We start from the raw sequence: 13,538 nt of genomic DNA, 5'->3' as shown, positions 1-13,538 counted from the left end.
GCGGCGCCGGTGGCGGAACCGGCCGGCATGAAGCCGTTATCATCCACCATCCGCACCATGGAATGCGCTTCGATGTCCGACACCTCCGCCAGCGACGATCTGAAACAGGCTGCTCTCGACTATCACCGGCAGGAACCGAAGGGCAAGATCCGGGTCACCGCGACCAAGCCGATGGTGACCCAGCGCGACCTGGCGCTGGCCTACTCGCCGGGCGTGGCGTATGCCTGCGAAGAGATCGCCGCCGACCCCACCAAGGCCAGCGAGTACACCGCGCGCGGCAACCTGGTGGCGGTGATTTCCAACGGCACCGCGGTGCTTGGGCTGGGCGACATCGGCCCGCTCGCCGGCAAGCCGGTGATGGAGGGCAAGGGCATCCTGTTCCAGAAGTTCGCCGGCATCGACGTGTTCGACCTCGAAATCGACGAGCGCGATCCGGACAAGCTGGTCGACATCATCGCCAGCCTAGAGCCCACCTTCGGCGGCATCAATCTCGAGGACATCAAGGCGCCGGAGTGCTTCATTGTGGAGCGCAAGCTGCGCGAGCGGATGAAGATCCCGGTGTTCCACGACGACCAGCACGGCACCGCGATCATCGTCGGCGCCGCGGTGCTGAACGCGCTGGAAGTGGCGGGCAAGGACATCGCGGACGTGAAGCTGGCCACCACCGGCGCCGGCGCCGCCGGCATCGCCTGCCTGGACATGCTGGTGGCGCTGGGTGTGAAGCCGGAGAACATCCTGGCCTTCGACCGCGACGGCGTGATCCACAGCGGCCGCCCCCACCTCGACCCCGACAAGGCCCGCTACGCGCGCGACACCGACAAGCGCACGCTGGCTGAAATCGTCGAAGGCGCAGACGTGTTCCTCGGCCTGTCCGCCGGCGGCATCCTCAAGGCCGAGATGGTGGCGACGATGGCGCCCAATCCGGTGATCCTGGCGCTGGCCAACCCGTACCCGGAGATCCTGCCGGAAGCCGCCAAGGCGGTGCGCCCCGACGCGATCATCGCCACCGGCCGCTCGGATTACCCGAACCAGGTCAACAACGCTGTCTGCTTCCCGTACATCTTCCGCGGCGCGCTGGACGTGGGCGCCACCCAGATCAACGAGGCGATGAAGCTGGCCTGCGTGCGCGCGATCGCCGCGCTGGCGCGCCAGGAAGCCTCCGATCTCGGTGCGGCCTACGGTGGCGAAGTGCCGACCTTCGGCCGCGAATACCTGATCCCCCGCCCGTTCGACCCGCGCCTGTTGACCATGCTGGCACCCGCGGTGGCGCAGGCGGCGATGGAGTCCGGCGTGGCGATGCGCCCGCTCGAGGATGTCTGCGCCTACCGCGAGAAGCTCAGCCAGTTCATCCACCGCACCAGCCTGATGATGAAGCCGGTGTATGAGCGCGCGCGCGCCGACCGCAAGCGCGTGGCGTATGCCGAGGGCGAGGAGTTCGTGGTCCTGCGCGCGGTGCAGACGGTGATCGACGAAGGCCTGGCGTTCCCGATCCTGATCGGCCGCCCGGAGGTGATCGAAAGCCGCATCGAGAAGCTCGGCCTGCGCATGCGCGCGGGGGTGGATTTCGAGCTCACCAACATCAACGACGATCCGCGCTTCGACGATTACTGGCGCCAGTACCACGCGCTGACCGAGCGGCGTGGCGTGACCCCCGACGCGGCCCGCAACCTGATGCGTTCGCGGCCCACCCTGATCGCCGCGATGATGGTCGAGCGCGGCGAAGCCGACGCGATGATCTGCGGCCTGGTCGGCCGCTACCACAAGAAGCTGGGGTACCTGCGCAGCATCTTCGACTTCGAGCCCGGCGTCACCGGCACCGCCGCGATGACCGGCGTCATCAACGACAAGGGCGCGTGGTTCTTCGTCGACACCCACGTGCAGCTGGACCCGTCCGCCGAGCAGATCGCCGAGGCCACGCTGCAGGCCAGCTACCGCCTCAAGCTGTTCGGGATCGAGCCGAAGGTGGCGCTGCTGTCGCACTCCAACTACGGCAGCCACCTCGATGGCAGCGCCGGCAAGATGCGGCAGGCGTTCGAGATCATCCGCAAGCGCGCGCCGAAGCTGGAAGTGGACGGCGAGATGATGGCCGACACCGCCTGGGACGAGGCGCTGCGCCAGCGCATGTTCCCCAACACCACCCTGAAGGGCCGGGCCAACCTGCTGGTGATGCCGAACCTGGACGCCGCCAACATCGCCTACAACCTGATCCGGGTCGCTACCGGCGGCGTCGCCATCGGGCCGATCCTGATGGGCCTGGACCGGCCGGCGCACATCCTGACCCCGGCGTCGTCGTCGCGGCGGGTGGTCAACATGACCGCGATCGCCGCGGTGGACGCGCAGATCCGCGCCGAGCTGCACGCCCGCAACGGCTGAGCCGCCGCGCGGTTTCCAACCGGGCCTTCCGTGCCCCGACGCGCCGCGCCGGGGCACGTCGGCGTGCGGGCATCGACCATCGCCAGGTGACGCGGCGCACGGATGGCGGAACTGTCGCGGCTGGAAAGTGGGGGTAATTTTGAAATACCCGGGTAAAAAGTGATTTGAGCTGCATTGCAGCATCACCCGGCGCCCCGCGCTTGCTAGACTCGGCCTTTCGACGACTGACCGGCCGATGGAGCGCGCGCGATGAACTGGCTCAACGAAATGCTGCAGAACGATCCCGATCCGCGGGAATCCCGCGAGTGGATCGAGTCGCTGAAGGCGGTCATCGACCATGACGGCCCGCAGCGCGCGCACCAGCTGCTGGAGAGCATGGTCGAGGTGACCCGGCGCGCCGGCGCGCACCTGCCGTTCGCGCCCACCACCGCCTACATCAACACCATTCCGGCCCACCTGGAGCCGCGGATGCCGGGCGATGCGCACCTGGAATGGCGGATCCGCTCGATCATCCGCTGGAACGCCATGGCGATGGTGGTGCGTGCCAACCGCAAGCCCGGGTCGCTGGGCGGCCACATCGCCAGCTTCGCCAGCTCGGCCACGCTGTACGACGTCGGCTTCAACCATTTCTGGCGCGCGCCGTCCGACCAGCATCCGGGCGATCTGCTCTACATCCAGGGCCACAGCTCGCCCGGCATCTATGCCCGCGCCTTCATGGAAGGCCGGATCAACGAGTCCCAGCTGGACAGCTTCCGCATGGAAGTGGACGGCCGCGGCATCTCCAGCTATCCGCACCCGTGGCTGATGCCGGACTTCTGGCAGACCCCCACCGTCAGCATGGGCCTGGGCCCGCTGGCCGCGATCTACCAGGCGCGCAGCTGGAAGTACCTGGAAGCGCGCGGGCTGATGCCGAAGACCGACCGCAAGGTGTGGTGCTTCCTCGGCGACGGCGAGACCGACGAGCCTGAATCGCTGGGCGCCATTGGTGTTGCCGGCCGCGAGGGCCTGGACAACCTGGTCTTCGTCATCAACTGCAATCTGCAGCGCCTTGACGGGCCGGTGCGCGGCAACGGCAAGATCATCCAGGAACTGGAAGGCCAGTTCCGCGGCGCCGGCTGGAACGTCATCAAGACCATCTGGGGCAGCTACTGGGATCCGCTGCTGGCCAAGGACACCAATGGCGTCCTGCGCAAGATCATGATGGAGACCGTCGACGGCGAGTACCAGAACTGCAAGGCCTTCGGCGGCGCCTACACCCGCGAACATTTCTTCGGCAAGTCGCCGGAAACGCTGGCGATGGTGTCCAGCCTCAGCGACGACGACATCTGGCGCCTGAACCGCGGCGGCCACGACCCGCACAAGGTGTACGCGGCCTATGACGCGGCGGTGAAGACCACCGGCCAACCCACCGTGATCCTGGCCAAGACGGTCAAGGGCTACGGCATGGGCACTGCGGGCGAGGCACTCAATCCCACCCACCAGACCAAGAAGCTGGACAACGACGCGGTGCGTGCCTTCCGCGACCGCTTCCAGCTGCCGATCAGCGACGAAGCGCTGCGCGACGGCGAGGTGCCGTTCTACCGCCCGGACGCGAAGTCGCCGGAAATGGAATACATGCGCGAGCGCCGGAACGTCCTCGGTGGCCACCTGCCGCAGCGCCGGCGCAAGGCCAGCAAGCCACTGGAAGTGCCGCCGCTGGCGACTTTCGAGCGCCTGCTGAAGTCCACCGGCGAGCGCGAGATCAGCACCACCATGGCGTTCGTGCAGATGTTCAACATCATCCTGCGCGACAAGCAGGTCGGCCCGCGCTGCGTGCCGATCGTGGCCGACGAGGCCCGTACCTTCGGCATGGAGGGCCTGTTCCGGCAGCTGGGCATCTACGCCCCGCAGGGGCAGAAGTACAAGCCGGTGGATGCCGACCAGCTGATGTTCTACCGCGAGGACGCGGCCGGGCAGGTGCTGGAGGAAGGCATCACCGAAGCCGGCGCCTTCGCCAGCTGGATGGCGCTGGCCACCAGCTACAGCAGCAACGACCTGCAGATGCTGCCGTTCTACATCTACTACTCGATGTTCGGCTTCCAGCGCGTGGGCGACTTCGCCTGGCAGGCCGGCGACATGCGCGCGCGCGGCTTCGTGCTGGGCGGCACCGCCGGCCGCACCACGCTCAATGGCGAGGGCCTGCAGCACGAGGACGGCCACTCGCACATCCAGAGTTCGCTGATCCCCAACGTGCGCAGCTACGACCCGACCTTCGCCTACGAGGTGGTCACCGTCGTCCAGTACGGCATGCAGCGGATGCTGGCGGAACAGCAGGACGAGTACTTCTACATCACCCTGATGAACGAGAACTACGCCCATCCCGAGATGCCGGCCGGCAGCGAGGAAGGGATCATCAAGGGCATGTACCTGCTGCGCGACGCCGGCAAGGGCAAGAAGGGCGAGCTGCGCGTGCAGCTGCTGGGCAGCGGCACCATCCTCAACGAGGTGATCGCCGCCGCCGACCTGCTGGATGCCGACTTCGGCATCAAGGCCGACATCTGGTCCTGCCCCAGCTTCACCGAACTGGCGCGCGATGGTGCCGACGTGGAGCGCTGGAACCGCTTCCACCCGGAAGCAAAGACGCCCCGCAAGGCGTGGGTGAGCCAGCTGCTGGAGGGTCGCCAGGGCCCGGCGGTCGCGGCCACCGACTACGTGCGCGCCTTCGCCAACCAGATCCGCGAATACGTGCCGATGCGCTACAGCGTGCTGGGCACCGACGGCTACGGCCGCAGCGACACCCGCGAGAACCTGCGCCGCCACTTCGAGGTGGACCGCTTCCACGTCGCCCACGCCGCGGTTGCCGCGCTGGCCGCCGAGGGCAAGCTCACCGCCAAGGACGTCGCCCGCGCGATCAAGCTCTACAAGCTGGACACGGAGCGGCCGAACCCGCTGCTGGCCTGATCGCCGGACGGACCTCCCGCCGCGCACCGGCGGGAGCCCAGGAAAGAAAAAGGCGGCCGCCGGCCGCCTTTTTTCGTGGGTGGATCGCAAGCGGATCAATCCCTGCCCGCCGCCGCGGGGGTGCTGCCGAAGTCGCCCTCCGCCTGCGCGGCCAGCCAAGTGAACACCGCGTAGGCCGCCGTGTTCTGCGCCAGGTCCTTCGGGTCGATCTTGTCGAGGGTGTCCTCGGCGTTGTGGTGCAGGTCGAAGTAGCCGCTGCCATCGTGGCCCAGCCAGGCCCAGGCCATGCCGCGCTGGGTCATCGGGCCGATGTCGGACTCCGGATCGCCCTTGCCCGGCATCCACTCGATGCCCAGCGGCGCCAGCACCTGCTGAATCTGCGCCAGCGCTGCCGGCTGCAGGTCGCGTGCGCTGGCGTCGAAGCCGTAGATGCGGCCGGCGCCGAAATCACTTTCCATCGCGATTACATGGTTGGCGACGTCGCCGGCGTGTTTGTCCGCATAGGCACGGCCGCCCCACAGGCCCTGTTCCTCGTTGGCGAAGGCGACCACGCGGATCGTGCGCGCCGGCCGCATCGGCTTGAGCAGTGCGCCCACCGCCATGGTGATGCCGATGCCGGCGGCATCGTCGATCGCGCCGGTGCCGTAGTCCCAGGAATCCAGATGCCCGCCGATCAGCACGACTTCCTGCGGGCGCCTGCTGCCGGTGATCTCGCCAATGACATTCTGCGAGGTGTATTCGCCGTCCCAGCCGCAGTCCAGCGCCAGCCGCACGCGGGTGGGACCCAGCGCCACCAGCCGCGCCAGCTGGGCGGCGTCGATGGTGGACAGGGCGGCGGCGGGGATCGGGGTGAGACCCGGCTCGTAGCGGGTGTTGCCGGTATGCGGCGCGCGCGAGGTGTCGGTACCGGCCGAGCGCATCAGGAAGCCGGCCGCGCCCTTGCGGATCGCCAGCGACGGCCCGCGTCCGCGGATGCCGCCGCCGTTGCGGTAGTCGCCGCCGTCCTGTCGCCGCTGCATCTGGTAGTCGACGAAAGCGATCCTGCCGGCCAGCGAGCCGTCCGGCACCGCCTCCAGCGCGGCCAGATCGGCAAAACGCACCACTTCGGCTTCCACCGTGCCGCCGGCGCTGCCGCCCAGTGCGGCCACGCGCAGCGGCTGCGCGTGCGCGCCCAGCACCTGCGCGGCCTCGCTGCGGCGCACCCACTTCGGGAACGTCACCGGTTCGGTCCACACCTTGTCGTAACCCAGCGCCTTGAACTTCGCCCTGGCCCATTCCACCGCGCGCGCATCGGCTTCGCTGCCGGCCAGGCGCGGGCCTACCTCGGTGGTCAGCGACTCGGTGACCTGCCAGGCGGTGGTGTCCTGCAGCACCGCGTCGCGCAGGTTGGCGGCCTGCGCCAGCGCCTTGGCATCGATGCGGGTCGGCTGCGCCGCCTGCAGCGGGGCGGCAATCAGCAGGGCGAGGGTGGCGGCAAGCAGGGTGGTGCGCATCGGCGGGCTCCGCAAACGGAAAGCCCCGAGTCTAGGCCCGGGGCTTGCGTGGCAACCGTGCCGGAAGTGTCACTTCCGCAGTGAATCGCGGATCTCGCGCAGCAGCAGCACCTCTTCCGTCGGCGCAGCGGGCGCGGCGGGGGCTTCGGCGGGCTTCCTGTGCAGGCGGTTGATCGCCTTGACCACCATGAAGATGGCGAAGGCCACGATGATGAACTGGATCAGCGCGTTGATGAACTCGCCGTAGGCCAGCACCACCGCCGGCACTTCCTTGCCGGCCGCGTCCACCGTCGCCGACTTCAGGGTGATCGCCAGTTTCGAGAAGTCGACGCCGCCGATCAGCAGCCCGATCGGCGGCATGATCACCTTGTCCACCAGTGCGGAGACGATCTTGCCGAACGCACCGCCGATCACCACGCCGACGGCGAGGTCGATCACGTTGCCGCGCATCGCGAACTCACGGAACTCGGTCATCATTCCCATCGGCTGTTCTCCACTGCTGGCGTGAAGCCGAAGATTAACCGTTCGACGGCGCGATGTGACCCTGCAGCTGCAGCGCATCGCTGATGCGGGCATCGAAGCGGTCGCCCGGTTGCAGCGCAGCTACGCCGGCGGGGGTGCCCATGAACACCAGGTCGCCGGCGCGCAGCGCGTACAGCTTCGACAGTTCATGCAGGATCTCGGGTACGTCCCAGATCAGCTGGTCCAGCGTGGAAGCCTGGCGACGCTGGCCGTTGATCTCCAGCGTGATCGGCAGCGCGTCCAGTGCGCCAAGTTCGCCTGCCGGCAGCAGCGTGCTGACCGGGGCGGAATGATCGAAGCCCTTGCCGGTATCCCAGGGCAGGCCCTTGGCCTTGGCGGCGGCTTGCAGGTCGCGGCGGGTCAGGTCCAGGCCGACGCCGTAGCCGAATACCAGCGACGACGCGGCAGCGACCGCGAGCTCGCCGGCCGGCGCATCGGCGCCCAGCGCCACCACCAGTTCGACCTCGTGGTGCAGGTCGGAGGTCCCGGGCGGATAGGGGACGATGCCATCAACGACGATCGCGTCGGCGGGCTTCATGAAGAACACCGGCGTACCGCGTTCGGCCTTCGAAGCCGGGGCTGTTGCGCCCATTTCGCGGGCGTGGTCGGCGAAGTTGCGGCCCACGCAGTAGATCCGCCGCACCGGGAACGTGCCCAGCGAAGCACCGCTGCGATCAACAACGGGGATGCGCGGGGTCGCCGCGGCGGCAACCAGGTCCATCAGTGCGCCAGTGGCAGCTGCGCCTTGCCGACCACCCGGTAGCTGCCGTCGAACGTCGGTTCGCGCCGGCGCACGCCGGCGCGCGCACCGCGCTGCACCCACAGGCGCCACAGCAGGCCGCCGGCCAGCATCGCCGCGCCTACGAAGACGCCCACCACCACCAGTGCCAGCAGCAGGGCGATGCCCAGCAGGCCCACTGCAACCCGCAGCAGTGGATGGCGCGGGCGGCGCGGTGCGTTGAAGGCGAGGCTGCGGAAACGCAGAAAGGTGCGGCGGTGGAAACTCGACATCGTAGTAGAAACCCTGAACGCGACAGCGTCATGACACAATTCGGCGAAGTATCGGCAGAACCGGCGGGGCAGGTGTGAGCAGTTCGTTAAACGAGACGGTGGTGCTGGTGCCGCTGGAGGGCCTGCCGCCGGACAGCCTGCATGCCTGCGATGCGCCGGTCGATGGCGAAAACGAGCCGCTGATCCTCTATCGCGACCCGCAGGGCGGCGTCCGCGCCTGGCTCAATGTCTGCCCGCACGCCGGCCGCCGGCTGGACTTCGCGCCCGGCAGGTTCCTGCGCAGCAAGGGTGGCGACCTGGTCTGCGCGGTGCATGGCGCCACGTTCGCGCTGCCGCAGGGCAACTGCGTGGCCGGTCCCTGCCGCGGCGACTGCCTGCGCGCGGTGCCAGTGCACGTGGCCGACGGGGAAGTGCGGCTGGGGGAAGCCGGCTGAACCTGACCGGGGCGGCCCGCCATGGCCCGCCTCAGAAGACCAGGTTCACCATCAGCACGATGATCACGGTGTAGAGCAGGGTCAGCGGGCCGCCGGCGCGCCACATGTCGCGCGGTGTGTAGCCGGCCGGGCCGGTGATCATCGACACCGATGGATTGGACGCGGTGACGAAGTTGTTGGACGCCGACAGCGCCACGATCAGCGCGAACGCGGTGGGATTGCCGCCCACCGCCAGCGCCAGGTTGATCGCCAGCGGCACCAGCACGATGGTGGCGCCGACGTGGCTGATCACCATCGAGAAGGCGGTGGTGAACAGCGCCAGCGCCAGTTCGATCAACCACGGCGGCATGCCCTCGGGCAGCCGCTCGATGCTGTGCCCGGCCACCCACGCGGCGGCGCCGCTGGAATCCATCGCCCAGCCCAGCGGGATCAGGCAGGCCATCAGGAACACGGTCTTCCAGCTGATCGCGGCGTAGGCCTCGTCCATCTTCAGCACGCCGGTCACCAGCATGCCGGCCACCCCGGTCATCAGCGCGATCGAGGTGGGAATGCGGGTGGACAGCGCCAGCAGCATGGTCACGGCGAAGATCGCCATCGCGATCTTGAACTTGTGCGGGCGTTGCTCGCCCTTGGGATAGTCGGTCACCACCACGAAGTCGCGGCTGCGCGCGGCTTCCGCCAGGTCGGTCCAGATGCTGTGCAGGACCAGCATGTCGCCGGCGCGGATCGGGATGTTGCGCACGTCCTCGCGCAGCACCTGCTTGTCGCGGTTGATCGCCAGCAGGCTCAGGCCGAACTGCTTGCGCAGGCGCAGCTGCGCCTGCGGCTTGCCGATGAAGCCGGAGGTGGGCGGCACCACCGCCTCGGAGATGCCGGCGCGGCTGGGGTTGAACAGGTCGGCGAAGGCGCGCAGGCGGGCGGAATCGCGCAGAAAGTTCTTCTGCGCGAAGTCGGTGATGCGCTGGCGTTCGCCCATCACGCCCAGCACGCTGCCCACCCAGATGCGGGTGTCGGCCGGCGGCGCCAGCCGCGATTCGTTGCCGGTCTGCAGGGCCAGCAGCAGCGGCATGTCGACCAGCGCCTCAGCGTCGCCCACGCTCATGCCCACCAGCGGACTGTCGGCGGTGACGGTGAGCTCGTGGATGTCGCCGTCGATGCCGTAGGCGCGGGCGAAATAGCTCTGCGTGCGCGCCGGGGTGACCGCGTCGTCGCCGTCCTCGCGCAGCACCCGGTGGCCGAAGAAGTGGAAATACGCCAGCGACGCCGCCAGCAGCGCCAGGCCGATCGGCAGCGGCGCGAACATTTTCAGCGGCTGCAGCGAGGCCGCGCCCGATGGCATGTTGGCATTGGCCGACACCAGCAGGTCGTTGAGCAGGATCAGCGGCGAGTTGCCGACCATGGTCAGGCTGCCGCCCATGATGATCGCCGCCGACATCGGCATCAGCAGTCGTGACAGGCTGATGCCGGTGCGCGCGGTCAGGCGCGAGGCCACCGGCAGGTACAGCGCGGTGGCCGAGGTGTTCTGGATGAACGCCGAATTGAGCCCGGCCACCGCCGAGGACAGCAGCAGCAGGCGCTGCTCGATGCCGTGTGCGCGCCGCAGCAGCCAGCTGGCCAGGCGGTTGAGTGCGCCGGTGCGGTCCAGGCCTGCGCCCAGGATCATGGTGGCGATGACGTTCATCACCGCGTCCGAGGAGAATCCGCCGAAGATGTCCTCGGGTGCCACCAGCCCGGTCAGCCCCAGCACCACCAGCACCACCAGCGCGGCGGCGTCGGCGCGGATGCGCTCGAACAGGAACATCGCCATGGTGAACGCCACCAGGCCCAGCACCCAGAGCATGTCGCCGGTGAGGGTGAGGGTGGTGTCCATCAGGCGTCGTCGGTGTCCTTACGTGTTGGCCCGGCGGCTCAGCGGCGGTTGTAAAGCAGGTCCCAGACGCCGTGCCCCAGCTTCTGCCCGCGCGTCTCGAAATGGGTTTGCGGCCGCCACGCCGGGCGCGGCACGTGGCCGCGTGGCCCGGCGGCATTGACCAGTCCGGCGGTAGCATCGAGCACGTCCCACATCTGCTCCGCATACTCCTGCCAATCGGTGGCGAGGTGCAAGCGGCCATCGGCCGCGAGCTTGCGCACCAGCAGCGCGGCGAACTCCGGGTTCACCAGCCGGCGCTTGTGGTGGCGCTTCTTGTGCCAGGGGTCGGGGAAATAGATCCGCACCTCGTCGAGGCTGCCGTCGATGATCTCGTTTTCCAGCACTTCCACCGCGTCGTGGTGGAAGAGGCGCACGTTCTTCGCGCCGTCTTCCGCCAGCGCGTTGAGCAGGCGGCCCACGCCGGGCGCGTGCACTTCGATGCCGATGTGGTCGCGGTCCGGGTCGCGCTGCGCGGCATAGCGCAGCGCCTCGCCGTTACCGAAGCCGATTTCGAGGACGCGCCTGGCGCTGCGGCCGAACGCGGCGTCGAAGTCGCGTGGGGTTCCGGCATAGTCCAGGCCGAAGCGCGGCCACAGCTCGTCGAAGGCGCGCTGCTGCGCGTCGGTGAAGCGGCCCTGGCGCAACACGAAGCTGCGCACCTTGCGCACGCCCTCGGTGGCGGTAAAGGGCTTGGGCGGGGCCTTGGCGCCGCTGCTGGAAAACGGGTCGGTCAAGTCGGCGATCTCTGGCGGTACTGCGGCCTGCGCAAGCATGCAGGCCCGGGTGCCTATTGTCGCCCGTTGTAGCGCCTCGTGACGCAGCGCAGCGTGAGGTCGTTATGATTTCATGAAACGATCCACCGCCATTCGCTGGCGTATGTCGTGACTGCGGCCACGCGCCGGTCGAACCGAATTCCCTGTCCAGATCGAGGATGCCGATGAAAACCCTGTTCCGCCGGACCCTGCTGTCCGCCGCCCTTGCCATGGTCGCGATGCCTGCCGTTGCGCAGACCGTGCCGCCGTCGCCGTTCACCCGCACCATCTTCTTCGGCGACAGCCTGACCGACGGTGGTTACTTCCGTCCGCTGCTGACCCAGATGCTGGGCCCCAACGGCGCGATCGTCGGCCAGTTCACCACCAATCCGGGTTATGTCTGGTCGCAGCACCTGGCCAGCTACTACGGCGGCGATGCCGCCCCGGCCTGGAGCGGCAACAACACCGCCACCCCGACGCCGCGCAGCGGCGACAACTGGGCCGTGGGCGGTGCGCGCGTCGGCACCAGCGCCGTGGGCGGGCTGGGCTATACGCCGTCGATGACCGCGCAGTACCAGGCCTACCTGGCGGCTGGCAACACCGTCGACCCGGGCGCGCTCTACACCGTCTGGGGCGGCGCCAACGACCTGTTCGCGGTGCAGGCCAACCCGGCGCAGGCGTCCGCCATCATCGGCGGCGCGGTGACCGCGCAGATCGGCATGATCGGCGCGCTGACCCAGGCCGGCGCGCAATACATCCTGGTGCCGAACCTGCCCGATCTTGGCCTGACCCCGGACGCGCGCGCCGGCGGCGCGCTGGGCATGGCGCAAGGCACCGCGCTGAGTACCAGCTACAACAACGCGCTGTTCTCCGGCATCACCGCGGCCAACCTGCGCGTGATCCCGCTGGATACCTTCCACTTCCTGCAGGAAGTGGTGGCCAGCCCGGCTGCGTTCGGCCTGACCAACGTCACCGGCAAGGCCTGTTCCACTGCGGTGCAGGGCGGAAGCTCGCTGTTCTGCAGCCCGCCGTCCACCGCGCCCGGTGGCGCCAACAGCTACCTGTTCGCCGACGGCGTGCACCCGACCACCGCCGCGCACAAGGCCGTGGCGGACTTCGCGATCTCGGTGATCGACGGCCCGCGCCTGATCTCGCTGCTGCCGCAGTCGGCCACCACCACCGGCCGCGCGCGCGCGCAGATGGTCGATGGCGTGGCGTCTGGCATGGCCGCCGCCGAGGGCGACGGCATGCACTGGTGGGCCGACCTGCGCGGCCAGCAGCAGCGCTTCGTCAAGTCCAGCGGCTACGACGGCATGGGCGGCACCGGTTCGTTCGGCATCGGCTGGCGCAGCGGCAACCTGATGTACGGCGCGTTCGCGGGCTACGGCCGGCAGGAGATCGACTTCGGCTACCGTCGCGGCGACTTCCGCCAGACCGATGCCAGCGTCGGCGGCTTCGTCGGCTGGGCCGGCGACAGCGCCTGGGTCAATGGCCAGCTGAGCTGGACCAAGCTGGGCTACAAGGTCGACCGCCAGGTCAACCTCGGCCCGGCCACCCGCATCCACAGCGGTTCCCCGGACGGCGACAACCTCAGCGCCGGCGCCAGCGCGGGCTGGACGTTCAAGCACGGTGCGCTGGAACACGGTCCGGTGGTGGCGGTGCTGGCGCAGCGGATCAGCGTCGACGGTTATGCCGAAAACAGCGTCCAGTCGACCGCGCTGGCCTACCCGGGGCAGGATATCGATTCGCTGATCGGCAGCGCCGGTTGGCAGGCCAGCTTCGCCCTCAACGACCACATGACGCCGTATGTGCGGATGACCTGGGACCGCGAGTTCGAGGACGCTCCGGCGCAGGCATGGGCGCAGGCGATGTCGATGCCGGGCACGGCGCCGTACGCGGTGCCGGGCGTGGCCTTCGACGACAACTACGGCACCGTGGGCATGGGCGTGCGCAGCAAGCTGTTCGGGATGGACGTGACCACCGGCGCCAACGTGACGGTGGAGCAGAAGGGCGGCAGCAACACCACCTTCTTCGTCACCTTCGGCGGCGCCTTCTGATCCGCTGGCGGGCGGGATGCGGCGCGCGCGTTGCATCCCGTACCGCC

10 protein-coding genes are annotated in these 13,538 nt (G+C 68.9%); 4 read left to right on the top strand and 6 right to left on the bottom strand.

Translation table 11 applies throughout. From position 1 onward, the window contains the following. Window positions 1-72 precede the first annotated feature (72 nt). Together ICG51_RS04740 and aceE are read left to right on the top strand one after the other, a co-directional pair. Window positions 73-2,373: an NADP-dependent malic enzyme gene (locus ICG51_RS04740; RefSeq protein ID WP_223809516.1), complete on the top strand. Its 2,301-nt coding sequence runs from the start codon at window positions 73-75 to the stop codon at window positions 2,371-2,373. Window positions 2,374-2,622: 249 nt separating this feature from the next. After that, the gene (aceE, locus tag ICG51_RS04735) at window positions 2,623-5,313 is read left to right on the top strand and encodes a pyruvate dehydrogenase (acetyl-transferring), homodimeric type (RefSeq protein WP_190281873.1); all 2,691 of its coding nucleotides are present in this window, start codon (window positions 2,623-2,625) and stop codon (window positions 5,311-5,313) included. Between the two features lie 95 nt (window positions 5,314-5,408). Here aceE and ICG51_RS04730 read toward each other — a convergent pair whose 3' ends face one another. The 4 genes from ICG51_RS04730 to ICG51_RS04715 form a co-directional block, all read right to left on the bottom strand. After that, window positions 5,409-6,806, bottom strand: coding sequence for a M28 family peptidase (locus ICG51_RS04730; RefSeq protein WP_190281872.1), 1,398 nt, complete (start codon window positions 6,804-6,806; stop codon window positions 5,409-5,411). Window positions 6,807-6,875: 69 nt separating this feature from the next. After that, window positions 6,876-7,289, bottom strand: a complete 414-nt coding sequence (mscL, locus tag ICG51_RS04725) for a large-conductance mechanosensitive channel protein MscL (RefSeq protein WP_190281871.1) — start codon at window positions 7,287-7,289, stop codon at window positions 6,876-6,878. Between the two features lie 34 nt (window positions 7,290-7,323). Further along, complete coding sequence (locus ICG51_RS04720; protein ID WP_190281870.1) at window positions 7,324-8,049, bottom strand: fumarylacetoacetate hydrolase family protein; 726 nt, start codon at window positions 8,047-8,049, stop codon at window positions 7,324-7,326. Then, the gene (locus ICG51_RS04715) at window positions 8,049-8,339 is read right to left on the bottom strand and encodes a hypothetical protein (RefSeq protein WP_190281869.1); all 291 of its coding nucleotides are present in this window, start codon (window positions 8,337-8,339) and stop codon (window positions 8,049-8,051) included. Before ICG51_RS04715 ends, ICG51_RS04720 begins: the two co-directional genes overlap by 1 nt. Window positions 8,340-8,437: 98 nt before the next feature. Between ICG51_RS04715 and ICG51_RS04710 the strand changes: the two genes are divergently transcribed. After that, window positions 8,438-8,773, top strand: a complete 336-nt coding sequence (locus tag ICG51_RS04710) for a Rieske 2Fe-2S domain-containing protein (RefSeq protein ID WP_190282358.1) — start codon at window positions 8,438-8,440, stop codon at window positions 8,771-8,773. A 31-nt stretch (window positions 8,774-8,804) separates the two neighbouring features. Here the strand turns inward: ICG51_RS04710 and ICG51_RS04705 are convergent, their stop codons facing one another. Further along, a complete protein-coding gene (locus tag ICG51_RS04705; protein WP_190281868.1) occupies window positions 8,805-10,643 on the bottom strand; it encodes an SLC13 family permease in 1,839 nt (612 codons plus the stop codon). Window positions 10,644-10,681: 38 nt separating this feature from the next. Next, on the bottom strand, window positions 10,682-11,416 hold the full coding sequence (trmB, locus tag ICG51_RS04700; protein WP_190282357.1) for a tRNA (guanosine(46)-N7)-methyltransferase TrmB: 735 nt from the start codon (window positions 11,414-11,416) through the stop codon (window positions 10,682-10,684). 203 nt (window positions 11,417-11,619) lie between these two features. Here trmB and ICG51_RS04695 point away from each other — a divergent pair, with 203 nt between their 5' ends. Beyond that, window positions 11,620-13,491 carry an autotransporter domain-containing protein gene (locus tag ICG51_RS04695; RefSeq protein WP_223809515.1) on the top strand — a complete coding sequence of 624 codons (1,872 nt, stop codon included), beginning with the start codon at window positions 11,620-11,622 and terminating at the stop codon, window positions 13,489-13,491. Window positions 13,492-13,538 lie beyond the last annotated feature (47 nt).

This window comes from Thermomonas sp. XSG (genome assembly GCF_014678725.1).
In the GTDB taxonomy this organism is placed as follows: Bacteria; Pseudomonadota; Gammaproteobacteria; order Xanthomonadales; family Xanthomonadaceae; genus Thermomonas.
The sequence above is the reverse complement of the archived record's forward strand: the minus strand, read 5'-3'. Positions and strand labels throughout refer to the sequence as shown.